The following is a 26,486-nucleotide window of genomic DNA, read 5'->3' on the forward strand; positions in this document are numbered from 1 at the left end:
CGGCCGGGACGCCCGCGCAGCTGCACCCGCAGCCGCAGGTGCACGGGGAACCGGGGGTTACGGCCGGATCACGTCCTGGCATCGGATCACCCGATCACGGCGTCCGACGCCCTGCTCCGCTGCCTGGACATGCCATCATCGGTGGTAATCGAGGCCGGTCGCGCGGGCCGGCCTCACCGCCCGCGAGCCTGTGAGCTCGTGTCGAGCCGTCAGGGGAGGCCGCGTGTCCACGGGTACCGGCCCCGAGACCGACGAGCTGCCGGACAGCATGTCCGATGGGTCCGAGACCCTGCCCGAGCTCGTCGTCCCCACCACCTCCTACGCCATCGCGATGCCCGTGATCGAGGACCTCGCCGAACTCGGCGTGGTGCACGAGCGGGACATCCGCCCCCGCCGCCGGCTGCGCTGGTGGCAGATCCTGCCGATCGTGCTGATGGCCACCCTCGGCTCGCTGATGTTCGGCTTCCCGCTCGCCTTCGGCGGCGACAGCGCCTCCGCGATGATCGGCATGCTCGGCCTGCTGCTCACCGCCGCCTCGGTCGGCTGGGGGGCGATGGCCGCGCGCAAGGCCGGGTACAAGTGGCCGGGCGTGCCGCGCCGGGGCAGCGGGCAACGGGCCGGCTGGCGGGCGATCGTCCTCTACACCCTGTTCGCCGGCGTGGCGGTGGCCCTGGCCGTCTGGCGGGTCGTCCACCTGCGCGGCTGACCGCCCGCCCGCTCCCCGGACGCCGCGGACCCGGCTTCCGGCCCGCCAGTACCATCGGCGGTGTGAGCGACTCCACCACCGGCCTGCCCTTCCTCAAGGGCCACGGCACGCAGAACGACTTCGTGATCATCCCCGACCCCGAGGGCCGGCTCGACCTGGGCCCGGCGACGGTGGCCGCGCTGTGCGACCGGCGGGCCGGGATCGGCGGGGACGGGCTGCTGCGGGTGGTCCGCTCGGCCGCCGATCCGGCCGCCGCCGAGCTGGCCGACCGGGCCGAGTGGTTCATGGACTACCGCAACGCCGACGGCTCGATCGCGGAGATGTGCGGCAACGGCGTCCGGGTGTTCGCCCGGTACCTGGTGGAGGCCGGGCTGGCGAAGCCCGGTCCGCTGGCGGTGGCCACCCGCGCCGGCGTGCGGCAGGTCCGGATCGCCGAGGACGCCGCCGACGGCACGCCCGGCGAGATCACCGTCGACATGGGCCGCGCCCTGGTGCCCGGCCCCGAGGGCGTCGAGGTCGCGGTCGGCGACCGGCGCTGGCCCGCCCTGAACGTCAACATGGGCAACCCGCACGCGGTGGCCTTCGTCGCGAGCCTGGACGACGCGGGCGAGCTGGCCGAGGCGCCGGCCACCAGCCCCGAGGGCGTCTACCCGCAGGGCGTGAACGTGGAGTTCGTGGTGGACCGCGGGCCGCGGCACGTGGCGATGCGGGTGCACGAGCGCGGCTCCGGCGAGACCCTCTCCTGCGGCACCGGCGCCTGCGCGGTCGCGGTGGCCGCGGCCCGCCGCGACGGGGCGGACCCGACGGCGACCGGCGAGTCCGTCCGGTACACGGTGGACGTGCTGGGCGGGCGGCTGGTGATCGAGGTGTTCCCGGACGGGCGGGTCGAGAAGACCGGTCCGGCGGTGATCGTGGCCTCCGGCACGCTGGACCCGTCCTGGCTGTCCGGCCTGTCCGGCTGACCCCTGCGGGCTTTCGGCCGGCCCGCTTTGCCCGTTCACGGGTCGGCCGAATCCCCCCGTTCGGGTGATTGCGGTCACGGAACGGGAGCACGGCATCGCGGAACGTGCTGTCCTCGGTAGCATGGACCACCGGGTCGGGAGGCGCTCCGGTGATCGCTGCCGGAGGTGCAGATGACCATTGGCCCCGAGCTCAAGGGCGCTGGGGTTCCGTCGCTGCCGGCCGCCGGTCCCGGCGCGGTCGGCACCACGCGACAGCCCGGCCGGTTCAGCCGGGCGGCGCTCGGGCGGGCCGGGCGGGCGGCCCTGCTGGCCACCGGCCGGGGCCCGGTCCCGGACGCGATCGAGCCGATCGTCCAGGCGCACCGCCGCCACCACCCGCAGGCCGACCTCCCACTGCTCAGCCGGGCGTACCGGCTCGCCGAGGCCAGCCACCGCGGCCAGCTGCGCAAGAGCGGCGAGCCGTTCATCACCCACCCGCTGGCCGTCACCATGATCCTGGCCCAACTCGGCGCCGGGACGACCACGTTGGTCGCCTCTCTGCTCCACGACACCGTGGAGGACACCGAGGTGACGCTGGATCGGGTCGCCGAGGACTTCGGCCCCGAGGTGGCCTACCTGGTCGACGGCGTCACCAAGCTGGAGAAGGTGGACTTCGGGGCGGCGGCCGAGGCCGAGACCTTCCGCAAGATGCTGGTGGCCACCGGGGACGACGTCCGGGTGATGGTCATCAAGCTGGCCGACCGGCTGCACAACATGCGGACGATCCGGCACATGAAGCCGGCCAGCCGGATCCGGATCGCCAAGGTGACCCGGGACGTGCTGATCCCGCTCGCCGAGCGGCTGGGCATCCAGGTGGTCAAGGCCGAGCTGGAGGACATCGTCTTCGCCACCCTCCACCCCGAGGAGCACGCCCGGACCGGCGCCCTCGCCGCCGCCCACGAGGAGCGGCCGGACGAACTGCTCCAGCCGTTCGCCGAGGCCCTCGGCCGGCAGCTCGCCGAGGCCGGCATCACCGCCGCCGTCTCGGTCCGCCCCCGGCACTCCGTCTCGCTGCACCGGGTGCTGCTCAAGCGCACCGCCGCCGTCGGACCGGACGGCCGCCCGCAGGGCCTCCAGCCGGCGGACTACGGCCGGGTGCTGGTGGTGGTGGAGGAGAACGCCGACTGCTACGCCGTCCTGGGCGAGCTGCACACCTGCTGGACGCCGCTGCCCGGGGAGTTCAAGGACTTCGTCGCCGCGCCCAAGTTCAACCTGTACCAGTCCCTGCACACCGCCGTGGCGCTGACCGGCGGCGCGGTGGTCGAGGTGCTGGTGCGCACCCGCCGGATGCACGGGGTGGCGGAGACCGGGGTGGTCGCCCTCGGCGATCCCGGGCCCGGCCCGGCGGCGGCCGAGGACGAGCCGGACGACCGGACCGACCCGGCCCGGCCGGGCTGGCTGAGCCGCCTGCTGGAGTGGCAGCAGGAGACCCCCGACCCGGACGCCTTCTGGTCCGCGCTCACCGCCGACCTCCGCGACGACCGCGAGATCACCGCCGTCACCGAGACCGGGCAGACGCTCCAGCTGCCCGCCGGGGCCAGCTGCGTGGACGCCGCGTACCTGCTCGGCGAGGAGACCGGCCACCGCTGCATCGGCGCCCGGGTCAACGGCCGGCTCACCGCGCTGTCCACCGTGCTGCGGGACGGCGACGTGCTGGCCGTCCTCACCGAGTCGGCCGGCGAGCCCTCCGGGCCCGACGCCGAGTGGCTGGAGCACGCCCGGACCCCCGCCGCCCGGCTGGCCATCGAGCGCTGGCTGGCCGACCGCCCGGCCGAGGACGCGGAACCGGTCGAGGACGCCCATCCGGCCGAGGACCGCCCGGCCGACGCCGCGGCCGGGCGGCCCGCCGCGCCGGCGGCCCCGGCCGCCCGGCCGCGCCGCTCGCCGGTGGCCGTGCTCGGCCGGCCCGGCGCGCCCGTACGGCTGGCCCGCTGCTGTACCCCGGTGCCGCCGGACGAGGTGACCGGGTTCGTGATCCGCGGCGGCGCCGTCGCCGTGCACCGCGCCCAGTGCCCGGCCGGCTGGCAGATGCGCGAGGCCGGCCGCGGGCCGGTGGAGCTCGCCTGGATCCCTGACGCCGAGCCCGCCCACGGTTACCGGGCCACCCTGCACGCCGAGGCGCTCAACAGACCCAGGCTGCTGGCCGACCTCACCGCCGCGATCTCCGGTGAGGGGGTCGGGATCTCCTCGGCGGAGGTGGAGCCGCCGCAGCAGCTGCGGGTCCGGCACACCTACACCGTCGAGCTGCCGGCCGCCGCGGCCCTCCCCGGGGTGATGCGGGCGATGCTGCGGGTCTCCGGGGTGTACGACGTCTACCGGGCCGGCACCGATCGAAATGGGGATGACCCGGGCGCCGACGGCGTGCGACCATCGTGGGGAATTCAGGGCCGGTCCGCGGCGTTCACCGGAAGCAGTAGCGCCGGTTCCGTCCGCGGCCTGCAGGGGTAGCTCGTCTCACCCGCCGTGTCTGGCGACGTGGTCATGGGGCAGACTCCTGGGTGCGTGTCGCACCGGCCTCCCTTGAGACCCAAAGGATGAGATGACCTCCACGTTCGACAGCCGCACCACTTCCAGCGAGTCCACCCGCCGACTCGCCGACCTCCGGGCCGAGGCCCTGATGGACGAGGACCTCGCGGCGATCGACGAGGGCTTCGACCACTACGACGGCGAGCAGTACGACCGTTCCGAGCGTGCGGCGCTGCGCCGTGTCGCGGGCCTGTCCACCGAGCTCGAGGACATCACCGAGGTCGAGTACCGCCAGCTCCGACTGGAGCGCGTGGTCCTCGTCGGGGTGTGGACCGACGGCACGGTCGAGGAGGCGGAGAACTCGCTCGCCGAGCTCGCCGCCCTGGCCGAGACGGCCGGCTCCGAGGTGCTGGACGGCGTGATCCAGCGCCGTGACAAGCCCGACGCCGCCACCTACATCGGCTCCGGCAAGGCCCAGGAGCTGCGGGACATCGTCGCCTCCACCGGCGCCGACACCGTCGTCTGCGACGGTGAGCTCACCCCGGGCCAGCTGATCCACCTCGAGGACGTCGTCAAGGTCAAGGTCGTCGACCGGACGGCCCTGATCCTCGACATCTTCGCCCAGCACGCCAAGTCCCGGGAGGGCAAGGCCCAGGTCTCGCTCGCCCAGATGCAGTACATGCTGCCCCGGCTGCGCGGCTGGGGTCAGTCGCTCTCCCGGCAGATGGGTGGCGGTGGCTCCGGCTCCTCGGGCGGCGGTATGGCCACCCGTGGTCCCGGTGAGACGAAGATCGAGACCGACCGGCGCCGGATCCGCGAGAAGATGGCGAAGCTCCGCCGGGAGATCGCCGAGATGAAGAAGGGCCGCGACACCAAGCGCCAGGAGCGCAAGCGCCACCAGGTGCCGTCCGTGGCCATCGCCGGGTACACCAACGCCGGCAAGTCCTCGCTGCTCAACCGGCTCACCGGGGCCGGCGTCCTGGTGGAGAACGCGCTGTTCGCCACCCTGGACCCGACCGTCCGGCGGGCCCAGACCCCGAGCGGCCGGGTGTACACCCTGGCCGACACCGTCGGGTTCGTCCGGCACCTTCCGCACCACCTGGTCGAGGCGTTCCGCTCGACCATGGAGGAGGTCGCCGACGCGGACCTCATCCTGCACGTGGTCGACGGTTCGCACCCCGAGCCGGAGACCCAGCTGGCCGCCGTCCGCGAGGTGATCGTCTCGGTCGAGGCCCAGGACGTGCCGGAGATCGTGGTGATCAACAAGGCGGACGCCGCCGACCCGCTGGTCCTCCAGCGGCTGCTGCGCCGCGAGCCGCACGCGATCGTGGTCTCCGCCCGCAGCGGGCAGGGCATCGAGGAGCTGCTGAAGCTCATCGACGCCGAGCTGCCGCGGCCGGCGGTCGAGGTGAACGTCCTGGTGCCGTACACCAGGGGGGACCTGGTCTCCCGGGTGCACGCGGAGGGCGAGCTGATCTCGGCCGAGCACATCGCGGAAGGCACGCTGCTGCACGCCAAGGTGCAGGCCGAGCTGGCGGCGGAGCTGGAGCGGTACACGGCGGCCGCCCTGGCCTAGGCCCGGACGTCCGGCCCTGGCCGTCGGGCAACCCACAGGGGAGCAGCGCGGGGTGGAGGAGCACGAGTCGTGCTCCTCCACCCCGCGCTGCCCCGTGCGCCCCTCGTGCGTACCGGTCGCCCCGGTGCCCCGGGCTCAGCGCTTGGCGGAGAAGTACTCGAACATCTTGCGGGCCTCGTCGCCCAGGGTCGGCCCGGCCAGCATGGTGTTGGTGGAGTTGCCCACCGAGGTGTTGCTGACCAGGGCCGGCTTGCCGTCCCTGGCGCCGAACCAGCCGCCGCCGCTGGAGCCGCTGGTCATGGTGCAGCCCATGGCGAGCATCGGCGGCCGCGCGGGGTCGTAGACGTACGGCACCGGCTTCACCGTGGAGTCGCAGTGCTCCAGCTCCATGCCGTCGAACGGCGCGTCCGCGGGGTAGCCGTACGAGGAGAAGGCGGTGAGCCGGTCGGCCGGGGCGTTGAACCAGATCGGCACGGCCCCGCCGACGGACTCCTCCAGGGACTTGCCGCCGCCGCCCCGCTCGTTGCGGACCCGCAGGACGGCGAAGTCGTACTGGCTGGCGCCGCTGCCCTTCTCGCCGCCCTCCTGGGTCCACTGCGGCATGACGTACATGTCCTCGACCGTCCAGGCGCCGTGCGGGGCGAGCTGGTCGAAGGGCACGTCCTTGCGGCCGGCGGGGGCGCCGGGGCGGTTGAAGGCGGGGACGAAGCTGGTCTTCTTGAGCCAGTCGGCGCCCTTGCCGCCGTGCACGCAGTGCGCGGCCGTCCAGACCAGGTTGCTCTTCCCCGGGTGCCGGGGGTCGGCGACGACCGTGCCGGAGCACTCCGAGTAGGTGTTCTTGTTCACCTCGGCGAAGATCTTGCCGACCACGGCGGTGTTGGCGTTGTACGGGTGCGGCTGGGCCTTGGCCGGGATGGCGGGCGGGAAGACCACCTGGTCCCGGGTCGGGGTGCGGGCCTCGGCGATGTTGGCGTCCTTGGGCCGGACGCCCTGGGCGGCGAGCATCTTGGCCTTGTCCCAGTAGTCCTGCAGGGACTCCGGCTTGAAGCCGTGCTCCTCGGCCCACGCGGCCAGGTCCTCGACCTTGAGGTTCTTGAGGTCCTGCAGGGACTCCGGCAGCTTGACGGCCGGTTTGCCGCCGGTCGACGCGGCGGCGGGCGGTGGAGCGGCCGCGGGTTGCGGATCGCTTCCGCAGGCCGTGGCGGCCAGGCTCAGAACGGTCAGGACGGCGGCGGCGCCGGCGGTCCGGCGGGTTCCTCGGACGGTTCGTGGCATGGACTCGATCCCCGTTCTCCGGAGTGCGGTGGGCGGACTGCAGCGGGCCGCGCACGGTGGCGGCTCACTTCTTCGAGAGGTAGGCGAGGGCCTGCCGGGCGACCTCCTCCAGGTACGGGCCGAGCAGGTAGGCGTGGCCGGCGGCGCCGACCGAGGTGTTGCTGACCAGCCCCTGGCGGCCGTCCGGCATGGTGGCGAACCAGCCGCCGCCGCTGGCGCCGGCGGTCATGGTGCAGCCGATGGCGTACATCGCGGGCCGCTTCGCGTCGAAGGAGTACCGGCCGGGCCGGCCGCCGTCGCAGCGGTTCAACTCCTGTCCGTCGAAGGGCTGCACCGAGGGGTAGCCCCAGGCGGAGATCTCCAGCGCCTCGCGCGGGGCGTCGAACCAGACCGGCACGGCCCGGCCGATCACCTCCTCCAGCGACCGGTCGCCGCCCTGCGGGTCACGGACCCGGATGACCGCGAAGTCGTACTGGTTGGCGGCGTCGCCGGAGTGCCCGCCCTCGACCGTCCACAGCGGCGAGGTGATCACCTTGTCGGCCCACCACTGGCCGAGCGGGGCCACGTCGGCGAGCGAGGCCTTGTGGTGGTCGCTGGCCGCGCCGGAGCTGTTGTAGGCGGGCACCACGACGATGTTCCGGTACCAGTCGCCGCCCTTGCCCTCGTGGACGCAGTGCGCGGCCGTCCAGACCAGGTTGCTCCTGCCGGGGTGCGCCGGGTCGGCCACCACGGTGGCCGAGCACTGCCCGGTGCCGCCCTTCGGCGCGGTCATGAACACCTTCGCCGAGGCCGGGGTCATGGTGTACGGCCGGGGCACCGGGACGGCCTGTACCGGCGCGGGCGGAGGGTCGTTGCCCTCCCGGACGGCGGCGGCCGGTGCGGGCTGCTGCGGGGGCGCCCCGTCCATCGCGTCCGGGGTCCACAGGTCGCCCACCGCCGGGTTGTCGAAGACGTGCTTCGACGCCCAGGCGTCCCACTCCTGGTACCGCCAGCTCCGCAACTCCTCCCAGCTGTGCGGCAGTCCGTCCCCGCCGGACGTGGTGCAGCCGACCGCGGCGGCCAGCACCGCCGCGGCGACCGCACAGATCACGGATCCTCGCCGTATCGATGCCATGTCCTCGTCCCCCCCTCGACGTCCGCGGCCAGTCTCGCACCGGTTGTGGGGAGGACGGTACGACAGGGGGCGGATGTTGACGGTGAGTCACCGGTTAGTGATCCAGTGGGTTCGGAAGGGTGACAGCAATCGCCCGTCCGGGTGAGTGATCCTCCGGCATTCATCACAACGAGTGGGTCGATCTTGTGATCACGCGTCGGAGATAGGTAGCCCTTACTCCCAATCGACTCGCCGTGTCCCCCACGAGTCTCCACGGCCCAAGGAGTGCCTTTGAGCACCACCCTCACCGGAGTCCCCCCGGCCTCGGCCGACCCGGCCGACCACCGGACCGCGCCCGACCCGCTGCTCCGGCCCGACCCGGCCCTGGCCGCCGAGCACGCCGCCGTGGAGTGCCTGCTGCGCTGCTGGGCCCGGGAGACCGGCGCCTCGCCCGACGCCGAGGGCGTGCTGCACGTCCCCGTCCTCGGCGGCGCCGCCCGACTCGCCGCCCCCGTCCGGTACTGGTCCCCCTGCGGCTGGCACCGCTTCGGCCCGGTCGGCCTCCTCACCGCCTCCGGCGCCGACCCGGTCGACGCCGTCACGGCCGCCGCCCTGATCGCCGGGGCCGCCGGCGAACGCCCCGGAGCGGGCCAGGTCGCCGACCTCGCCGCCCGGGTCGCCGACTCGGTCGGCCGCACCACCGACATCCTCGGCCACCGCCGCACCACCCCGGCCACCGACGCCGGCCCCTTCCTCCGCGCCGAGCAGGCCCTCCTGCTCGGCCACCCGCTGCACCCCACCCCGAAGAGCCGCGACGGCCTCGGCCCCGCCCAGGGCGCCGCATACTCGCCCGAACTGCACGGCTCCTTCCCGCTGCACTGGTTCGCCGTCGACCGCGAGCTGCTCGCCGTCGGCTCCGCCGCGGGCCGGCCCGCCGAGGAGATCACCGCGGAGCTGTACGGCCGGCCCGACCTGCTCCCGCCCGGCACCGCCGCCCTCCCGCTGCACCCCTGGCAGGCCCGTGAGGCGGCACTGCGGCCCGCCGTCGCCCGGCTGCTGGAACGCGGGCTGCTGCACGACCTCGGACCGGCCGGGGAGCCCTGGCACCCCACCTCCTCGGTCCGCACCGTCTACCGGCCGGGCACCCCCTGGATGCTCAAGCTCTCGCTCGGCCTGCGGATCACCAACTCCCGGCGGGAGAACCTCCGTAAGGAACTCCACCGCGGCACCGAGGTGCACCGCCTGCTGGAGTCCGGCCTCGGCGCCGAGTGGCGGGCCGAGCACCCCGGCTTCGACATCGTCCGCGACCCCGCCTGGGTCGGCGTGGACCACCCGACCCTGGGCGACCCGAGCGGCCTGGACACCGTCCTGCGGCAGCAGCCCTTCGGCCCCGCCGACCGCGCCGCCTGCGTGGCCGGCCTGGTCGCCGAACAGCCCTTCGGCCGGGTCGACTCCCAACTCGCAGGCCTGATCACCGAACTGGCCGCCCGCGCCGGCCGGCCCGAGGCCACCGTGGCCGCCGAATGGTTCCTGCGCTACCTGGACGCCGTGGTGCTGCCGATCCTCTGGCTGGACGGCCGCGCCGGCATCGCCCTGGAGGCCCACCAGCAGAACAGCCTGGTCCTGCTGGACGCCGAGGGCTGGCCGGTCGGCGGACGCTACCGCGACAACCAGGGCTACTACTTCCGCGCCTCGCAGGCCGACCGGCTCTCCGCCCGCCTGCCCGGCATCGGGGACGCCTCCGACACCTTCGTCCCCGACGCCGTCGCCGACGAGCGCTTCGCCTACTACCTCGGCATCAACCACGTCCTCGGCCTGATCGGCGCCTTCGGCTCCCAACGGCTCGCCGACGAACGGGTCCTGCTCGCCGCGTTCCGCCGCTTCCTGGCCGGCCCGCGGGCCGCCGCCACCGGCTCCGCCCTGCCCGAGCACCTGCTGCACAGCCCGACCCTGCGCTGCAAGGCCAACCTCCTCACCCGACTGAACGGACTCGACGAACTCGTCGGCCCGGTGGCATCCCAGTCCGTCTATGTGGGCATCGACAATCCGGTGGCCGGCGCATGACCCCGACCGCGACCGCGCCGGCCCCCACCACCCCCGCGCCCGCCCCCACCGGCCCCGACCGCGGCCTGGCCGCCGAGGCGGCCGGCTGGGGCCCGATGCCCACCCCCGCCGGCGAGTTCCGGCTCCGGCCCGTCCGCCTCCCCGACGACCTCCCGCTGCTCACCCGCTGGATGAACGACCCCGCCGTGGACGCCTGGTGGGAACTGGCCGGACCCCCCGCCACCACCGAGGCCCACCTGCGCGCCCAACTCGACGGCGACGGCCGCAGCGCCCCCTGCCTCGGTCTGCTCGACGGCACCCCGATGAGCTACTGGGAGGTCTACCGCGCCGACCTCGACCCGCTCGCCGCGCACTACCCCTCCCGGCCCGGGGACACCGGCCTCCACCTCCTCATCGGCCCCGCCCACCGGCGCGGCCGCGGCCTCGGCTCCCCGCTGATCGCCGCCCTCACCGAGCGGATCCTCGCCCGCCGGCCCGCCTGCCCACGCGTCCTCGCCGAACCCGACCTCCGCAACACCCCCTCCGTACGGGCCTTCCTCCGCGCCGGGTACACCCGCGCCGCCGTACTCGACCTGCCCGCCAAGCGCGCCGCGCTGATGATCCGCCGGCGCGACGCCCGCTAGGACACCATGGACCACCCCCAGCCCGACCCGTACGACCTGCTGGGCGTCGGCATCGGCCCGTTCAACCTGTCACTGGCCGCGCTGGCCGACCGGGCCGACGGCCTGCGCACGCTCTTCCTCGACGCCAAGCCGGCCTTCAGCTGGCACCCCGGCATGCTGGTGGACGGCGCCCGGATGCAGGTGCCGTTCCTCGCCGACCTGGTCTCCCTGGTCGACCCGACCAGCCCCTGGTCCTTCCTCAACTACCTGCGCGCGCACGGCCGGCTCTTCCCCTTCTACTTCGCCGAACGGTTCCACCTGCCCCGCCGCGAGTACGAGCACTACTGCCGCTGGGCCGCCGACCGCCTGCCCAACTGCCGCTTCGGCACCGAGGTCACCGCCCTGCACTGGGACGGCCCGCGCCGGCTCTTCCGGGCCGAGACCGACCGCGGCGACCGGTGGGCCCGCAACGTCGTCCTCGGCGTCGGCACCCGGCCGGTCCGCCCCGAGGCCTTCGCCCTCCTGTGCGGCCACCCGCGGACCCTGCACTCCTCCGAGTACCTCCACCGGCGCGAGGGGCTCGCCCCCGCCCGGGACATCACCGTCATCGGCTCCGGCCAGTCCGGCGCCGAGGTCTTCCTCGACCTGCTGCGCACCCGCTCCGGCGACGGCACCCGGCTGCGCTGGCTCACCCGCACCCGGGCCATCGCGCCCATGGAGTACTCCAAGCTCGGCCTGGAACAGTTCACCCCCGACTACACCCGCTACTTCCACGGCCTGGCCGCCGAGGTCAGGGACGCCCTCGTCCCCGCCCAGTGGCAACTGCACAAGGCCGCCAGCGCCGAGACCCTCGCCGACATCCACGACCACCTCTACCAGCGGACCGTCGGCCGCCCGCTCGACGCCGAACCGGTCGAGATCCTCCCGGGCACCGCCGTCACCTCCGCCGAGGAGGGCCCCCGCGGCACCGTCGACCTCACCTGCCGGCACGTCGACTCCGGCCACCGGTACCGGATCCGCACCGAGGCCCTCGTCCTCGCCACCGGCTACCGGTCCGTCCGGCCCGCCGCCCTCGACCCGATCGCCGACCTCGTCGACTGGGACACCGACGGCCGCTACCGGGTCGACCTCGACCACCGGGTCGCCACCAGGCCGCCGCTCACCGGCGGCCTCTACGTCCAGAACGCGGAACTGCACACCCACGGGGTCGGCACCCCCGACCTCGGCCTCGGCGCCCACCGCGCCGCCGTCATCCTCAACGCCGTCGCCGGGACGACCCTCCACGACCTGCCCGACCGCACCGCCTGGACCACCTTCGGCCCGCCCGGACCGCCGACCGTCCCCCTCCAGCCCACCCTGCCCGCGGGACACCCGGAGGGGCTGCCCGACCTGCTGCCCACCGACCCGCTCCACCCCGCGGGCGCCCCCTCGGGCCAACGGCCCCGCACTGTCACTCCCGCCCCGTAGGCTGGGACGGCCATGAGAGACGACTCCGCACCCCAGCCCCCGGCGGGCGACGACGACACCCCGGCCGTCCCCACCTCCCGGATCCCCGAGCTGCTGCACGCCGCCGTCACCGCGGTCGGCGGCGTGGAGCGCCCCGGCCAGGTCCGGATGGCCGAGGCGGTCGCCTCCGCCGTCGACGAGGGCGAGCACCTGCTCGTCCAGGCCGGCACCGGTACCGGAAAGTCCCTCGCCTACCTGGTGCCCGCCCTCGCCCACGGCGACCGGGTCGTGGTGGCCACCGCCACCCTCGCCCTGCAGCGCCAGCTGGTCGAACGCGACCTCCCGCGCACCGTCGACGTCCTCCACCCGACGCTGCGCCGCCGCCCGCTGTTCGCCATGCTCAAGGGCCGCTCCAACTACCTCTGCCTGCACCGGGCGAACGAGGGCACCCCGACCGACGAGGGCGACGGCCTGTTCGACCCGGTGGACGCCCTCGGCGGCCCCACCGGCAAGCTCGGCCGCGAGGTGCTCCGGCTGCGCGAGTGGGCCGAAGAGACCGACACCGGCGACCGGGACGACCTCTCGCCCGGCGTCTCCGACAAGGCCTGGGCCCAGCTCGCGGTCACCTCCAAGGAATGCCTGGGCGCCAGCCGCTGCGCCTACGGCCAGGAGTGCTTCGCCGAGCAGGCCCGCGAGCGGGCCAAGCTGGCCGACGTGGTGGTCACCAACCACGCGATGCTGGCCATCGACGCCATCGAGGGCGCCCCGGTCCTGCCCGAGCACGGGCTGCTGATCATCGACGAGGCCCACGAGCTGGTGAACCGGGTCACCGGCGCCGCCACCGCCGAGCTCACCGTGCACGCCGTCAACCGCGCCGTACGGCGGGCCGCCAAGCTCGCCAACGAGAAGGCGGTGGACGCCCTGCAGGCGGCCGCCGAGAACTTCCACGGCCTGATGGAGACCGCCCAGCCCGGCCGGATCGAGGAGATGCCCGAGTACCTGGGCTACGCAGTCGCCGGCATCCGGGACGCCTGCCGCCAGGTGATCACCTCGCTCGGCGAGACCCGCGACAAGGCGCTCAGCGACGAGGACGCGGTCCGCAAGCAGGCGATGGCCTCGGCGGAGACCCTGCACGAGACGGCCGACCGGCTGCTCACCGAGTCCGAGTACGACGTGGTGTGGGTGGAGCGCAGCGACCGCTTCGGGCTGGGCGCCGCCTCCCTGCGGGTGGCCCCGCTGAGCGTCTCCGGCCTGCTGCGGGAGAACCTCTACAAGGAGCGCTCGGTCGTCCTCACCTCCGCCACGCTCAAGCTCGGCGGGGACTTCAACGGGGTCGCCGCCTCGGTCGGCCTGCCGGTGGAGGGGCGCCTGCCGGACGTCCGCACCGCCGAGGAGCCGCCCGTGGAGCCGGGCGAGGACGCCCCGCCGTACTGGCGCGGCATCGACGTCGGCTCCCCGTTCACCTACCCCAAGCAGGGCATCCTCTACGTCGCCAGGCACCTGCCGCCGCCCGGCCGGGAGCCGGACCGGCCGGAGATGCTGGACGAGCTGGCCGAGCTGATCGGGGCCGCGGGCGGGCGCACGCTGGGCCTGTTCTCCTCGATGCGGGCCGCCCAGGCCGCCGCGGAGGCGCTGCGCGAGCGGCTTGACCAGCGGATCCTGCTGCAGGGCGAGGACACCCTGGGCGAGCTGATCCGCGAGTTCGCCTCGGACGCGTCCACCTGCCTGTTCGGCACCCTGTCGCTCTGGCAGGGCGTGGACGTGCCCGGCTCCGCCTGCCAGCTGGTGGTGATGGACCGGATCCCGTTCCCGCGGCCCGACGACCCGCTGATGAGCGCCCGGCAGAAGGACGTGGAACAGCGCGGCGGCAACGGGTTCATGGCGGTGGCGGCCACCCACGCGGCGCTGCTGATGGCCCAGGGCGCCGGCCGGCTGGTCCGCGCCGCGGACGACAAGGGGATCGTCGCGGTCCTGGACCCGCGGCTGGCCACCGCCCGGTACGGCGGGTTCTTCCGGTCCTCGATGCCGGACTTCTGGTACACCACCGACCGGAACCAGGTGCGGAGGTCGCTGGCGGCCATCGACGCCTCGGCGGCGCCGGTCAAGCCTGTGAAGTAGCTCCGAGGGCGGCGCGGGAACCCGCTCGGGCAACCACAAGGGGCGTGTGGGGGTACCTCCCGGTCGAATGCCGGGAGGTACCCCCACACGCCCCTTCCGTGGCCGGCCGGGTGCCTCAGAGGCGCCGCAGGACGGCGACGACCTTGCCGAGGATGGTGGCGTTGTCGCCCGGGATGGGCTCGTACGCCGGGTTGTGCGGCATCAGCCAGATCTTGCCGTCCTCGCGCTTCAGCCGCTTGACCGTGGCCTCGCCGTCGATCATGGCCGCGACGATGTCGCCGTTCTCGGCCACCGGCTGGCGGCGGACGGTCACCCAGTCGCCGTCGCAGATGGCCGCGTCGATCATCGAGTCACCGCGCACGGTGAGCGCGAACAGCTCGCCCTCGCCGACCAGCTGACGCGGCAGGGGGAACACGTCCTCCACCGTCTGCTCGGCCAGGATGGGCCCGCCGGCTGCGATCCGGCCGACCAGCGGCACGTACGAGGTGGAGGGGCGGCCGGCCGTGTCGGCGGTGTTGGGGCGGGCCACCTCGACCCCGCGCACCTCGTACGCCCGGGGGCGGTGCGGGTCGCGGCGGAGGAAGCCCTTGCGCTCCAGCGCCATCAGCTGGTGCGCCACCGAGGAGGTGCTGCTCAGCCCGACCGCCTGGCCGATCTCACGCATGGACGGCGGGTAGCCCCGGCGCTGGACCGAATCCCGGATGACCTCGATGACGCGGCGCTGGCGCTCCGTCAGGCCCGCCTCGTCGGTGCGGATGCCGGGAGGACGGCCGGGGAGGGAGCGAACGGGGGTCTGCGCCACGAGCGCGGCGTCCTCGACGGGGTGGCTTCGGCTCATGCTCTGGTCCATGCTCTCCTGGTCCGTGGTGCGCCCGGAACGCTCCTGCACCGGGATGGCGGTCTTGGCGTCGACAGCGTTAACGGTGGTCATGGCGGCCCCTCATTCGACAGGTGCTCTCCCTTTGTCCAGCTCAACTGGTGCACCTATCGAAAGGTTGCGCCAAACACACGTTCGAGTGAATTTATTCGAGGTTGGCTGACTCGATCAAGGCCTTGGGTGTAGCTCGCTTAAATGTTCGATGCGAACAGTCTATTTCACCCACCGTGAAGATTTCGACCCGTAGCGGCGCGTCGAGCCGTTCGCCCCAGATCTTGTGGCTAGCCTGCTCGGTCGGGACTACAGGTTGTGGTCGGGGTCCGCGTCGGCCGCCGTGGTCCGGTACAGTGGTCCGAGGTTCCGAGTCCGTTCGTCATGCCCGCAGGGAGGGAGTCCCAGGTGCACTGCCCCTTCTGCCGGCATCCGGACAGCAGAGTGGTCGACTCGCGTGCGAGCGACGACGGCAGCTCGATTCGCCGGCGCCGCCAGTGCCCCGACTGCGGCCGCCGATTCACCACGGTGGAAACGGCCACCCTGATGGTGATCAAGCGCAGCGGCGTCACCGAGCCCTTCTCCCGGGAGAAGGTGATCTCCGGTGTCCGCAAGGCGTGCCAGGGCCGCCCGGTCACCGAGGACGCGCTCGCGCAGCTCGGCCAGCGGGTCGAGGAGTGCGTCCGCGCCTCCGGAAGCGCCGAACTGTCGACGCACGACGTCGGGCTGGCCATACTCGGTCCGCTGAAGGAGCTCGACGTGGTCGCGTACCTGCGCTTCGCCAGCGTCTACCGGGCGTTCGACAACCTCGAGGACTTCGAGGCCGCCATCGCGGAGCTCCGCGACGACCGGCCGCTCACCGCGGAGGCCGGCGCCCCGGTGCCCGCCGCCGCCCCCTGACGGCTCGGCCGTCCCACCCGGTCCCCCGGGCCGGAGCGCGCTCCCGGAGTGCGCACACATCGCCACACAACGTGCACCGCGGTCGGGTTCCCGCCTGCCCGCACACAGGAGAAGCGAACCAGCGGTACCCCCGGAGTAATCGGGGTGCCTAGGGCGTTTGCCCAGGAGGAGGAAGACAGTGACGGACACGACGAGCGGTTCCGCACGCGGCTCGAAGTCGGACAAGGCGGTGAAGGGCGCCGCCAAGACGCCCAAGGCCGGCCTGCGGCTGGAGCGCATCTACACCACCCCTGGCGTCCACCCCTACGACGCGGTCACCTGGGAGCGGCGCGACGTCGTGATGACCAACTGGCGCGACGGCTCGATCAACTTCGAGCAGCGCGGCGTGGAGTTCCCCGACTTCTGGTCGGTGAACGCGGTCAACATCGTCACCTCGAAGTACTTCCGCGGCGCCGTGGGCACCCCGCAGCGCGAGTGGAGCCTCAAGCAGATCATCGACCGCGTGGTGCTCACCTACCGTGCCGCGGGCGAGAAGCACGGCTACTTCGCCACCCCCGAGGACGCCGAGGTCTTCGAGCACGAGCTGACCCACGCCCTCCTCCACCAGGTGTTCAGCTTCAACTCGCCGGTCTGGTTCAACGTCGGCACCAAGCAGCCCCAGCAGGTGTCCGCCTGCTTCATCCTGGCCGTCGACGACTCCATGGAGTCGATCCTCGACTGGTACAAGGAAGAGGGCATGATCTTCAAGGGCGGCTCCGGTGCCGGCCTGAACCTCTCCCGGATCCGCTCCTCCAAGGAGCTGCTGTCCTCCGGCGGCAACGCCTCCGGCCCGGTCTCCTTCATGCGCGGCGCCGACGCCTCCGCCGGCACCATCAAGTCCGGCGGCGCCACCCGGCGCGCGGCCAAGATGGTCGTGCTCGACGTGGACCACCCGGACGTCGAGGCCTTCATCGAGACCAAGGTGAAGGAGGAGGAGAAGATCCGCGCGCTGCGCGACGCGGGCTTCGACATGGACCTGGGCGGCGACGACATCACCTCCGTCCAGTACCAGAACGCCAACAACTCGGTCCGCGTCTCCGACGAGTTCATGACCGCGGTGGAGAACGGCACCGAGTTCGGTCTGCGCGCCCGGATGACCGGCGAGGTCATCGAGACCGTCGACGCCAAGAAGCTGTTCCGCAAGATGGCCGAGGCCGCCTGGGCCTGTGCCGACCCCGGCATCCAGTACGACTCGACGATCAACCACTGGCACACCTGCCCGGAGTCCGGCCGCATCAACGCGTCCAACCCGTGCAGCGAGTACATGCACCTGGACAACTCCAGCTGCAACCTCGCCTCGCTCAACCTGATGAAGTTCCTCCGCGAGGACGACTCCTTCGACGCGGAGACCTTCGCCAAGGTCGTCGAGCTGGTCATCACCGCGATGGACATCTCCATCTGCTTCGCCGACTTCCCCACCGAGAAGATCGGTGAGACCACCCGCGCCTACCGCCAGCTGGGCATCGGCTACGCCAACCTCGGCGCCCTGCTGATGGCCACCGGCCACGCGTACGACTCCGAGGGCGGCCGGGCCCTGGCCGGTGCCATCACCTCGCTGATGACCGGCACCGCCTACCGCCGCTCCGCCGAGCTGGCCGGCGTGGTCGGCCCGTACGACGGCTACGCCCGCAACGCCGCCCCGCACCAGCGGGTCATGCAGCAGCACGCGGACGCCAGCGGCGCCGCCGTGTCGGTGGACGACCTGGACGCCCCGGTCTGGTCCGCCGCCACCGCCACCTGGGCGGACGTGCTGCGGATCGGCGCACAGAACGGTTTCCGCAACGCCCAGGCCTCGGTGCTGGCCCCGACCGGCACGATCGGCCTGATGATGGACTGCGACACCACCGGTGTCGAGCCGGACCTGGCGCTGGTCAAGTTCAAGAAGCTGGTCGGCGGCGGCTCGATGCAGATCGTCAACGGCACCGTCCCGCGCGCGCTGAAGCGGCTCGGCTACCAGGCCGAGCAGGTCGAGGCGGTCGTCGCCCACATCGCCGAGCACGGCAACGTGATCGACGCCCCCGGCCTCAAGACCGAGCACTACGAGGTGTTCGACTGCGCGATGGGCGAGCGGTCGATCTCCCCGATGGGCCACGTGCGGATGATGGCGGCGATCCAGCCGTGGATCTCCGGCGCCATCTCCAAGACGGTCAACATGCCGGAGAACGCCTCGGTCGAGGAGGTCGAGGAGATCTACTTCGAGGCGTGGAAGCTCGGCGTCAAGGCGCTGGCCATCTACCGCGACAACTGCAAGGTCGGCCAGCCGCTGTCGGCGAAGACCAAGTCCGCGCCGGCCGAGGAGAAGGCCGCCCAGGCGCCCGCCCCGGTCGTCGAGAAGGTGGTCGAGTACCGTCCGGTCCGCCGCCGCCTGCCGAAGGGCCGTCCCGGCATCACCACCTCCTTCACGGTGGGTGGCGCCGAGGGCTACATGACCGCCAACTCCTACCCGGACGACGGCCTCGGCGAGGTCTTCCTGAAGATGTCCAAGCAGGGCTCGACCCTCGCGGGCATGATGGACGCCTTCTCCATCGCCGTCTCGGTCGGCCTGCAGTACGGCGTTCCGCTGGAGACCTACGTCTCGAAGTTCACCAACATGCGCTTCGAGCCGGCCGGTCTGACGGACGACCCGGACCTGCGGATGGCCCAGTCGATCGTCGACTACATCTTCCGTCGCCTGGCGCTGGACTTCCTGCCCTTCGAGACCCGTTCGGCCCTCGGCATCCACTCGGTCGAGGAGCGCCAGCGGCACCTGGAGACCGGTTCCTACGAGCCGGTCGAGGAGGACGTGGACGTCGAGGGCCTGGCCCAGTCCGCGCCGCGGACCGAGAAGCCCCAGGCCGTCGCGCCGGTCTCGCAGCTCCCGGTCGCCGACCAGCCGAAGTCCGCGCCGGCCAAGGCCCACAACTCCACGGAGCTGGCCGAGATCCAGCTCGGGATGAACGCGGACGCGCCGCTCTGCTTCTCCTGCGGCACCAAGATGCGCCGCGCCGGCAGCTGCTACCTCTGCGAGGGCTGCGGCTCCACCAGCGGCTGCAGCTGACGCCGCTGACCGCCGGTCACCGATCCGGTGACCGGCGGTCGCAGTGAAGGGGACCACCCACCGGGTGGTCCCCTCCGCTGTTTCCGCTGTTTCCGCCGTCCCCCGCCGGGTGCCGGCCTCAGTCGTCGGCGAGGGCGAGGGGCTCGGACGCGGGCGGCGGGGGCTGAACGGGGGTGCCGGTGACCTCGGCGAGCTGGCGGCGGAGTTCGCGGACCTCGGCGGTGAGGTCGAGGATCGCCTGGTGGTTGAGGTGGTCCATCCGGTCGTCGGCCTCGAAGCGGGCGATGAACCAGGCGGCGATGTTGGCGGTCACCACACCGAGCAGGGCGATGCCGGAGAGCATCAGGCCGACCGCGAGCAGCCGGCCGAGGCCGGTGGTGGGGGTGTGGTCGCCGTAGCCGACGGTGGTCATGGTGGTGAAGGACCACCAGAGGGCGTCGCCGAGGGTGCGGATGTTGGCGGTGGGGGAGGAGCGCTCGATCTCCAGCACGGCCAGCGAGCCGAACACCAGCAGCCCGAGCACCGCGCCGACCACGTAGGTGGTCAGCCGGACCTGGGCGGCCATCCGGACCCGCTGCCCGGCCAGCAGCAGGGTGGACACCAGCCGCAGCAGCCGGAGCGGCTGCACCAGCGGCAGCACCACGGCGGCGAGCGAGAGCGGGTTGCCCTTGACGAAGCCCCAGCGGTGCTCGGCCAGGGTGAGCCGGACGGCGTAGTCGGCGGTGAAGCCCGCCCAGACGGCCCACTCGGTCCAGACGGCTCCGCGCAGCAGCAGCGGGTCGGCGTTCGGGGCGAGGATCGGTGCGGCGTAGGCGAGTGCGAAGAGCACGGCCAGGCCGATCAATGGTGTCTGGGTACGGCGTTCCCAGCGTTCCAGGCGGTTCATCTCGTGGTCTCCGGGCGCGTCACCGAGGATGGTCGGGCGGGGACGACTTTCTCACACGAGCCAGGCGGCCGGCCGTCGGCCGGTGCCGGGCCCGGGCGGGTACCGAGCAGGGCGGTGTCCGGCCCGGAGAGGGGAGCGGACGGTGGAAGCGGTCCTGGTGACGGGCGGTACCGGCACTCTCGGGCGGGCGGTGGTGCGCCGGCTGCTGGCCGAGGGCGAGCCGGTGCGGGTGCTGAGCCGGCAGGCGCACACGCCGGGCGACCACGCCTGGGCGGTCGGCGACCTGGTGACGGGGCAGGGGGTGGCGACCGCGGTGGCCGGCGCCCGGGTGGTGGTGCACCTGGCCACCACCAACGGCCGGCGGGACGTGGCGGCGGCCCGGCGGCTGGCCGGGGCCGCCACGGCGGCCGGGGTGCCGCACCTGCTGTACGTGTCGATCGTGGGGATCGACCGGGTGCCGCTGCCGTACTACCGGGCGAAGCTGGCGGCCGAGCGGGAGGTGGAGCACGCCGGGACGGGCTGGACGGTGCTGCGGGCGACCCAGTTCCACGACCTGCTGCTGCGGCTGATGGACGGCTCGGCCCGGCTGCCGGTGATGCCGGTGCCGGCGGGGCTGCGGTTCCAGCCGGTGGACGTCCGGGACGTGGCCGGGCGGCTGGCGGAGCTGGTGGCGGTGGGTCCGTCCGGCCGGGTGGCGGACTTCGGGGGGCCGGAGGTGCGGGCGTTCGAGGAGCTCGCCCGGTCGTACCTGGCGGCACGGGGGCTGCACCGGCCCCTGCTGCCGGTCCGGCTGCCGGGGCGGACCTTCCGGGCGTACCGGGAGGGGCGGCACCTGGCGCCGGAGCACCGGGACGGGCGGATCACCTTCGAGCGGGTGCTGGCCGAGCGCTACCACCACTGACCGGCCGCTGCCACCGCTGATCGGCCGCTGCCTCCGCTGATCGGCCTGGAGAACCCCTCACCCCTTCCGGTTGTCAACTTTGGTTGACAATCCGCGACTGTCAACCTAAGTTGACAGCATGAGCGAGACCAAGCAGCTCGCGGCGGACGCGAGCAGTCGGGATCCGGCGATCGGCCTGCGGGCCGTCCGGGCGCTGCGCGACCTGGCCGACCGTCTGGAGGACCTCCAGGTCGGCAACGCGCGGAGCCAGGGCTGGTCCTGGCAGGAGATCGCCGGCTGCCTCGGCGTCAGCCGGCAGGCCGTGCACAAGAAGTACGCCAAGCGGATCTTCGGTGGGTCGAGAGGAGAGGGCTGAGATGTTCGAGAGGTTCACCGCCGCCGCCCGGAGGGTCGTGACGGGCGCCCAGGACGAGGCCCGGGAGCTGGGCCACGAGCGGATCGGGACCGAGCACCTGCTGCTCGCCCTGCTCCGGGAGCCGGCCGACCCCGCGGCAGCGGTGCTGGTGGAGATGGGCCTGGACCACCCGACCGCGCGCGCCGCGGTGGTGCGGCTGACCCGCGGCGACATGGACGGCCGGGCGCTGGCGGCGATCGGCGTGGACCTGGACGCCGTCCGGGAGGCCGTGGAGGCCGCCTTCGGCGAGGGGGCGATGGACCGGCCGGCGCCCGCGGAGCGGCCGTCGAAGCTCCGCAGCCCGTTCGACGCCCGGGCCAGGAAGGTGCTGGAACTCTCCCTGCGCGAGACGCTCCGGCTGCGTGGGAAGTCCATCGCGCCGGGGCACCTGCTGCTCGGCATCCTGCGCGAGGGCGAGGGGCTGGCCGCCCGGGTGCTGGCCGACCACGGGCTGGACCCCGACGCCCTGCGCCGGAAGGTCGAGGCGGGGCTGGGGGAGGCCTGACCGTCCGAGCGGGGGCCGGCCACCCCCGCTCCGACCAGGGATTCCCCGGCTGGTACGGATGCGCAGCGTCAGCTTGTGCGACTGAACGTCAACTCGACGGTTGAGTCCAAAAGGTGAATGGATATGATCTGCTGACCGCGTGAACCGATCGTCCGTCCGAATCGCCCTCCTGCGAGCGCCCCGGGCGGACGCGCGCCGACGACCGCACCGCCGCTGACACCTGCCCCCGAGGACCGGACAGATGAGAGCTCGCACGCGCCCCGCCCGCGAGGTGGACCCCGGCCGGGACGGCGGCACCACCCTGTGGGCCCTGGTCGGCATCGTGGCCGGGATCGGCGCGTCCGTCGCGTCCGTCGCCACCACCGCCCCCTCCCACCGCCCGGCCGTGGCCGGGACCGTCGGCGTCGCCGCGGTGTGCTGGGCGGCCCTGGTGCTCGCCGCCGCCCGGCTGGCCGGCCGGGCCCGCCGCGCCGAGGCCGAACTCGGCCCGCTGCGGCACGAGGTGACCGAACTGCGGGGCCGGGCCGGTGCCCTGCACATCGACCTCACCGCCACCCACAATGCCGCCGCCGCCCTGCGCGCCGCCCTCGCCGCCGCCCAGGCCGAGGCCGAGCGCGACCGCGAGGACCTCAGGGCCGCCCGCGCCGAACTGGCCCGCACCGAGGCCGAGGCCGCGGTGCTGCGCGCCGAGGCGGTCACCGCCGCCGAGGACCGCGCCGCGCTCGCCGCGCTCCGCGACCAGGTCCTGCCCGAGGTGATCGACCGGCTGCGGGCCGGCTCCTCGGTGGACACCGCCCTCGCCGACCACCGCGACGCCCCGCACGCCGGCCTGCTGCGCACCGTCGCCGAGCAGATCGGTCACGGCGAGCGCCAGCGGGCCGCCGCCCTCGCCGTCTGCGCCACCGCCGCCGGACGGGTCCAGGCGCTGGCCACCGCGATGCACGCCGAACTGCGCGACATGCAGCACCGGCACTCCGAGGAGGTGCTGGGCGACCTGCTCAGCCTGGACCACTCCACCGCCCAGGTGGGCCGGATGGCCGACTCCATCGCCGTGCTCACCGGCGCCCGCTCGGGCCGCCGCTGGACCAAGCCGATCGGCGTCGAGTCCATCCTGCGCGGCGCCCTCGGCCGGATCGGCGCCTACCAGCGGGTCCGGCTGCACTCCGCCTCCACCGCCGCGGTCGCCGGCTTCGCCGCCGAGGGCGTGATGCACGCACTGGCCGAGCTGATGGACAACGCCGCCAACTTCTCGGCCCCGCCGGCCGAGGTCCACGTGTACGTCGAGGAGGCGCACTCCGGCCTGGTGATCACCGTCGAGGACGGCGGTCTGGGCCTCAGCGAGAGCTGGCTGCGCCGCGCCGAGCAGGCCGTCTCCGGCGGGGCCGCGGACCTCACCGCGCTCTCCTCCGGCACCCGGCTCGGCCTCGCCGTGGTCGGCTCGCTGGCCCGCAAGCACGGCATGGCGATCTCCTTCCGGCCCTCCGCGCGCGGCGGCACCGGCGTGGTCGTGCTGATCCCCGGTCAGCTGATCAGCCACCCGGCCCCGGTCGTGGCCAAGGCGATCGAGGCCGCCGCGGCCCCCAACCCGCGGGCCGCCGTCGAGCCGCGCCGCCCGGAGCCCGGCCCGGCCGCCCCCGCCGCCGTCCCCGCCCGGGTCGGCGGGCTCCCGCAGCGCCGCCGCGGTCAGACCCTGACCACGGCCCCCACCCTCACCAGCCCGGCCGCGCCCGCCCCGGCGGCGCAGTCCGTCCGCTCCGGCCCGGCCGCCTCGGCCGCCCGGTTCGGCGCGTTCCGCAAGGCCCTGCAGCAGGGGCCCGCCACCCCCGACGCACACCCGAAGGACGATTCCCGATGAGCAGCAGTACCGACCGCGACCTGGCCTGGCTGTTGGACAACCTGCTGGACGGCACGCCCGGCACGCGGCACGCCCTGGTGCTGTCCGCCGACGGCCTGAAGCTCTGCCACACCGCGGGCCTGGGCACCGACCAGGCGGACCAGCTGGCGGCCATCGCCTCCGGCATCCAGAGCCTGGCGTACGGCGCCTCCGCCGAGTTCGGCGACGGCAGCGGCGGGGTGCGGCAGTCGATGACCGAGTTCCACGGCGGGATCCTGTGCATCGTCGCCGCCGGCGAGGGCGCCCACCTGGCCGTGGTGACCGACGACGACGCGGACGTAGGCGTGGTCGGACACAACATGCACGGGCTGATCGAGCAGATCGGCACGTACCTGAGCGCCCCGCCGCGCGAGATCCGGGCCGCGGGGTGAGCGCGCGGCGCGAGCCGGGCCGGGCGGCGCGATGAGCGGGCCCTCGCACCGGGACGACAGCCCGGACCGGCTCTACACCGTCACCCGGGGGCGCAGCCGCCCGCCGGAGCACGCCTTCGACCTGGTCACCCTGATCGTCACCGAGCAGGAGCCGGTGGCCGGGATGCAGTCGGAGCACGCCCGGATCCTGGAGCTGTGCGCCACGCCCACCGCGGTGGTCGAGGTCGCCGCGGAACTCGCCCTGCCGGTCAGCGTGGTGAAGATCCTGCTCGGCGACCTGCTGGAGACCGGCCGGATCACCGCCCGCCACCCCCGGTTCGCCCCCGCCAAGGCGAACCTCCCCGACCTCGACACGCTGAAGCAGGTGCTCCATGGCCTCCAACGGCTCTGACGCCGCGCTGCTGCCGGACCTCCGGACGCCGCTGGCGTCCACCACGGACAACGGCCTGAAGATCGTGGTGGTCGGCGGCTTCGGCGTCGGCAAGACCACCCTGGTCGGCTCGGTGAGCGAGATCCGTCCGCTCAACACCGAGGAGATGATGACCAAGGCCGGCGAGGAGGTGGACGACCTCTCCGGCATCCGCGGCAAGCGCTCCACCACGGTGGCCTTCGACTTCGGCCGGATCACCCTGGACGAGCACGCCGTGCTCTACCTGTTCGGCGCGCCCGGGCAGGAGCGGTTCTGGTTCCTGTGGGACCGGCTGTTCACGGGAGCGCTCGGCGCCGTCGTCCTGGTGGACACCCGCCGCCTGGAGGAGTCCTTCCACGCCATCGACCGGCTGGAGCAGCGCGGCACCCCCTTCGTCGTGGCCCGCAACGACTTCGGCGGCGAGGGGCACGCCCTGGAGGACGTCCGCGCCGCCCTCGACCTGCCCGCGCACGTCCCGCTGCTGGACTGCGACGCCCGGGACCGCGAGTCGAGCAAGCAGGTCCTGCTCGCCCTGGTGCGCCATCTCCACGACCTGGCCGAAGCGGCCGAAGCCGAAGAGGAGTCCACGCCGTGACCGAGCCCGTGACCGCCCCCGGGGCCGAGCCCGAGCCCGTCTCCGAGCCCGCCCCGCCGCCGGGCTGCCCGGTCCACCCGGACGCGGCGCCGCTGTACGGGCCGCGGTTCCAGACCGACCCCGGCGGGGTCTACCGCGAGCTGCGCGAGGCGCACGGCCCGGTCGCGCCGGTGGAGCTGGCCGGCGGGGTGCCCGCCTGGCTGGTGATCGGCTACCGGGAACTGCAACTGGTGACGAGCCAGCCCAAGGTGTTCGGCCGGGACTCCAGCCGCTGGCACCTGTGGCCGAGCATCCCCGCCGACTGGCCGCTGAAGCCGATGATGGCCCCGGTGCCCTCGCTCCTCTACACCGAGGGCGCCGAGCACCAGCGCCGCAGCGCCGCCGTCACCGACGCGCTCGCCGCGGTGGACCCGTACGAGCTGCGGAAGTTCTGCGAGGACATCGCCGACCGGCTGATCGACGCCTTCGCCGGCCGCGGCGAGGCGGAACTGGTCGCCGAGTACGCGCACCAGCTGCCGCTGCTGGCGCTGTGCCGGATGTTCGGGCTCGGCGAGGACGACACCCCGCTGCTGATCCGCGCCCTGCTGGCGATGCTGGACGGCGGCGCCGACGCCCAGGCCGGCGCCCAGCAGCTGCTCGACGTGATGCTCTCGCTGGTCCGGCGCCGCCGCGAGCGGCCCACCGTCGACCTCACCTCCCGCCTGCTGGAGCACCCGGCCGGACTGACCGACGAGGAGGTCATGCGGGACCTGCGGGTGCTGCTGATCGCCGGCCACCAGACCACCGCGTACTGGATCTCCAACGCGCTGCGGCTGATGCTCACCGACGAGCGGTTCGCCGCCTCGCTCTCCGGCGGCCGCCGCTCGGTGGCGCAGGCGCTCGGCGAGGCGCTCTGGGAGGACACCCCGACCCAGATCTTCGCGGGCCGCTGGGCGACCCGGGACACCCAGCTCGGCGGGCAGCGGATCGCCAAGGGCGACATGGTGCTGCTCGGCTTCGCCGGGGCCAACACCGACCCCACCGTGCGGCAGGAGGACGGCCGGCCCGCCGAGGGCAACCGGGCCCACCTCAGCTTCTCGGCCGGCGAGCACGGCTGCCCGTTCCCGGCCCGGGAGGCCGCCGAGGTGATCGCCGGCACGGCGATCGAGGTCCTGCTCGACCGGCTGCCGGACCTGCGCCTCGCGGTGACCGAGAGCGCGCTGGTGTGGCGCCCGTCCGCCTGGGTGCGGGCCCTGGTGGCACTGCCGGTGGCCTTCACGCCCGGCTACGTGGCCGACTGACCGTGGCCGACCGGCCTGTGACCGATTGACCCGTGGCCGACCGGCCTGTGACCGATTGAC

Annotated in this window: 22 protein-coding genes; 18 read left to right on the forward strand and 4 right to left on the reverse strand. The window is 73.8% G+C overall.

What is annotated here, in order from left to right; genetic code table 11:
- Positions 1–223: 223 nt before the first annotated feature.
- The 4 genes from ABWK59_RS23250 to hflX all read left to right on the forward strand — a co-directional run bounded on the left by ABWK59_RS23250 (position 224) and on the right by hflX (position 5,749).
- Positions 224–706, forward strand: a complete 483-nt coding sequence (locus ABWK59_RS23250) for a hypothetical protein (protein WP_354642535.1) — start codon at positions 224–226, stop codon at positions 704–706.
- A 53-nt stretch (positions 707–759) separates the two neighbouring features.
- The gene (gene dapF / locus ABWK59_RS23255; protein ID WP_420492942.1) at positions 760–1,668 is read left to right on the forward strand and encodes a diaminopimelate epimerase; all 909 of its coding nucleotides are present in this window, start codon (positions 760–762) and stop codon (positions 1,666–1,668) included.
- Positions 1,669–1,839: 171 nt separating this feature from the next.
- Complete coding sequence (locus tag ABWK59_RS23260; RefSeq protein WP_354642537.1) at positions 1,840–4,155, forward strand: RelA/SpoT family protein; 2,316 nt, start codon at positions 1,840–1,842, stop codon at positions 4,153–4,155.
- Positions 4,156–4,246: 91 nt separating this feature from the next.
- Positions 4,247–5,749: a GTPase HflX gene (hflX, locus tag ABWK59_RS23265; RefSeq protein WP_354642538.1), complete on the forward strand. Its 1,503-nt coding sequence runs from the start codon at positions 4,247–4,249 to the stop codon at positions 5,747–5,749.
- A gap of 135 nt (positions 5,750–5,884) precedes the next feature.
- On the opposite strand, the gene ABWK59_RS23270 is transcribed toward hflX, so the two are convergent.
- Together ABWK59_RS23270 and ABWK59_RS23275 are read right to left on the reverse strand one after the other, a co-directional pair.
- Positions 5,885–7,024 carry a trypsin-like serine peptidase gene (locus tag ABWK59_RS23270; RefSeq protein ID WP_354642539.1) on the reverse strand — a complete coding sequence of 380 codons (1,140 nt, stop codon included), beginning with the start codon at positions 7,022–7,024 and terminating at the stop codon, positions 5,885–5,887.
- A gap of 64 nt (positions 7,025–7,088) precedes the next feature.
- On the reverse strand, positions 7,089–8,114 hold the full coding sequence (locus ABWK59_RS23275) for a trypsin-like serine peptidase (protein ID WP_354642540.1): 1,026 nt from the start codon (positions 8,112–8,114) through the stop codon (positions 7,089–7,091).
- A gap of 294 nt (positions 8,115–8,408) precedes the next feature.
- Here ABWK59_RS23275 and ABWK59_RS23280 point away from each other — a divergent pair, with 294 nt between their 5' ends.
- The 4 genes from ABWK59_RS23280 to ABWK59_RS23295 are packed head-to-tail and all read left to right on the forward strand — an operon-like array spanning position 8,409 to position 14,347.
- Positions 8,409–10,181, forward strand: coding sequence for an IucA/IucC family protein (locus ABWK59_RS23280; RefSeq protein ID WP_354642541.1), 1,773 nt, complete (start codon positions 8,409–8,411; stop codon positions 10,179–10,181).
- Positions 10,073–10,804: a GNAT family N-acetyltransferase gene (locus tag ABWK59_RS23285; RefSeq protein ID WP_354645078.1), complete on the forward strand. Its 732-nt coding sequence runs from the start codon at positions 10,073–10,075 to the stop codon at positions 10,802–10,804. The genes ABWK59_RS23280 and ABWK59_RS23285 overlap by 109 nt, the downstream gene beginning before the upstream one ends.
- A 6-nt stretch (positions 10,805–10,810) precedes the next feature.
- On the forward strand, positions 10,811–12,250 hold the full coding sequence (locus ABWK59_RS23290) for a lysine N(6)-hydroxylase/L-ornithine N(5)-oxygenase family protein (protein WP_354642542.1): 1,440 nt from the start codon (positions 10,811–10,813) through the stop codon (positions 12,248–12,250).
- Between the two features lie 12 nt (positions 12,251–12,262).
- Positions 12,263–14,347, forward strand: a complete 2,085-nt coding sequence (locus ABWK59_RS23295; RefSeq protein WP_354642543.1) for an ATP-dependent DNA helicase — start codon at positions 12,263–12,265, stop codon at positions 14,345–14,347.
- A 115-nt stretch (positions 14,348–14,462) separates the two neighbouring features.
- On the opposite strand, the gene lexA is transcribed toward ABWK59_RS23295, so the two are convergent.
- Positions 14,463–15,197, reverse strand: a complete 735-nt coding sequence (lexA, locus tag ABWK59_RS23300) for a transcriptional repressor LexA (protein WP_420492943.1) — start codon at positions 15,195–15,197, stop codon at positions 14,463–14,465.
- 426 nt (positions 15,198–15,623) lie between these two features.
- Between lexA and nrdR the strand changes: the two genes are divergently transcribed.
- Positions 15,624–16,115, forward strand: coding sequence for a transcriptional regulator NrdR (gene nrdR / locus ABWK59_RS23305; RefSeq protein WP_354642544.1), 492 nt, complete (start codon positions 15,624–15,626; stop codon positions 16,113–16,115).
- 178 nt (positions 16,116–16,293) lie between these two features.
- Positions 16,294–19,191, forward strand: a complete 2,898-nt coding sequence (locus tag ABWK59_RS23310) for a vitamin B12-dependent ribonucleotide reductase (protein ID WP_354642545.1) — start codon at positions 16,294–16,296, stop codon at positions 19,189–19,191.
- 118 nt (positions 19,192–19,309) lie between these two features.
- On the opposite strand, the gene ABWK59_RS23315 is transcribed toward ABWK59_RS23310, so the two are convergent.
- Positions 19,310–20,077: a potassium channel family protein gene (locus tag ABWK59_RS23315; protein ID WP_354642546.1), complete on the reverse strand. Its 768-nt coding sequence runs from the start codon at positions 20,075–20,077 to the stop codon at positions 19,310–19,312.
- Positions 20,078–20,219: 142 nt separating this feature from the next.
- Between ABWK59_RS23315 and ABWK59_RS23320 the strand changes: the two genes are divergently transcribed.
- The 8 genes from ABWK59_RS23320 to ABWK59_RS23355 all read left to right on the forward strand — a co-directional run bounded on the left by ABWK59_RS23320 (position 20,220) and on the right by ABWK59_RS23355 (position 26,426).
- A complete protein-coding gene (locus ABWK59_RS23320; protein ID WP_354642547.1) occupies positions 20,220–20,978 on the forward strand; it encodes an SDR family oxidoreductase in 759 nt (252 codons plus the stop codon).
- 118 nt (positions 20,979–21,096) lie between these two features.
- Complete coding sequence (locus ABWK59_RS23325; RefSeq protein WP_354642548.1) at positions 21,097–21,333, forward strand: helix-turn-helix transcriptional regulator; 237 nt, start codon at positions 21,097–21,099, stop codon at positions 21,331–21,333.
- Position 21,334: 1 nt separating this feature from the next.
- The gene (locus ABWK59_RS23330; protein WP_354642549.1) at positions 21,335–21,877 is read left to right on the forward strand and encodes a Clp protease N-terminal domain-containing protein; all 543 of its coding nucleotides are present in this window, start codon (positions 21,335–21,337) and stop codon (positions 21,875–21,877) included.
- A gap of 241 nt (positions 21,878–22,118) precedes the next feature.
- Positions 22,119–23,732 (forward strand): sensor histidine kinase, encoded by a 1,614-nt coding sequence (locus ABWK59_RS23335; protein WP_354642550.1) that lies wholly within the window; start codon positions 22,119–22,121, stop codon positions 23,730–23,732.
- Complete coding sequence (locus tag ABWK59_RS23340) at positions 23,729–24,142, forward strand: roadblock/LC7 domain-containing protein (protein ID WP_354642551.1); 414 nt, start codon at positions 23,729–23,731, stop codon at positions 24,140–24,142. Before ABWK59_RS23335 ends, ABWK59_RS23340 begins: the two co-directional genes overlap by 4 nt.
- Before the next feature lie 31 nt (positions 24,143–24,173).
- Positions 24,174–24,533, forward strand: a complete 360-nt coding sequence (locus tag ABWK59_RS23345; protein ID WP_354642552.1) for a DUF742 domain-containing protein — start codon at positions 24,174–24,176, stop codon at positions 24,531–24,533.
- Complete coding sequence (locus ABWK59_RS23350; protein WP_354642553.1) at positions 24,514–25,146, forward strand: GTP-binding protein; 633 nt, start codon at positions 24,514–24,516, stop codon at positions 25,144–25,146. Before ABWK59_RS23345 ends, ABWK59_RS23350 begins: the two co-directional genes overlap by 20 nt.
- On the forward strand, positions 25,143–26,426 hold the full coding sequence (locus ABWK59_RS23355; RefSeq protein ID WP_354642554.1) for a cytochrome P450: 1,284 nt from the start codon (positions 25,143–25,145) through the stop codon (positions 26,424–26,426). Before ABWK59_RS23350 ends, ABWK59_RS23355 begins: the two co-directional genes overlap by 4 nt.
- Positions 26,427–26,486 lie beyond the last annotated feature (60 nt).

This window comes from Kitasatospora sp. HUAS MG31, assembly GCF_040571325.1.
Taxonomy (GTDB): domain Bacteria; phylum Actinomycetota; class Actinomycetes; order Streptomycetales; family Streptomycetaceae; genus Kitasatospora; species Kitasatospora camelliae.

Coding starts and splice junctions, on each gene's coding strand:
- ABWK59_RS23290 (WP_354642542.1), top strand. CDS start 10,811: ATGGACCACCCCCAGCCCGACCCGTACGACCTGCTGGGCGTCGGCATC.
- ABWK59_RS23350 (WP_354642553.1), top strand. CDS start 24,514: ATGGCCTCCAACGGCTCTGACGCCGCGCTGCTGCCGGACCTCCGGACG.
- ABWK59_RS23325 (WP_354642548.1), top strand. CDS start 21,097: ATGAGCGAGACCAAGCAGCTCGCGGCGGACGCGAGCAGTCGGGATCCG.
- ABWK59_RS23345 (WP_354642552.1), top strand. CDS start 24,174: ATGAGCGGGCCCTCGCACCGGGACGACAGCCCGGACCGGCTCTACACC.
- ABWK59_RS23330 (WP_354642549.1), top strand. CDS start 21,335: ATGTTCGAGAGGTTCACCGCCGCCGCCCGGAGGGTCGTGACGGGCGCC.
- ABWK59_RS23340 (WP_354642551.1), top strand. CDS start 23,729: ATGAGCAGCAGTACCGACCGCGACCTGGCCTGGCTGTTGGACAACCTG.
- ABWK59_RS23260 (WP_354642537.1), top strand. CDS start 1,840: ATGACCATTGGCCCCGAGCTCAAGGGCGCTGGGGTTCCGTCGCTGCCG.
- hflX (WP_354642538.1), top strand. CDS start 4,247: ATGACCTCCACGTTCGACAGCCGCACCACTTCCAGCGAGTCCACCCGC.
- lexA (WP_420492943.1), bottom strand. CDS start 15,197: ATGGACCAGAGCATGAGCCGAAGCCACCCCGTCGAGGACGCCGCGCTC.
- ABWK59_RS23335 (WP_354642550.1), top strand. CDS start 22,119: ATGAGAGCTCGCACGCGCCCCGCCCGCGAGGTGGACCCCGGCCGGGAC.
- ABWK59_RS23270 (WP_354642539.1), bottom strand. CDS start 7,024: ATGCCACGAACCGTCCGAGGAACCCGCCGGACCGCCGGCGCCGCCGCC.
- ABWK59_RS23315 (WP_354642546.1), bottom strand. CDS start 20,077: ATGAACCGCCTGGAACGCTGGGAACGCCGTACCCAGACACCATTGATC.
- ABWK59_RS23295 (WP_354642543.1), top strand. CDS start 12,263: ATGAGAGACGACTCCGCACCCCAGCCCCCGGCGGGCGACGACGACACC.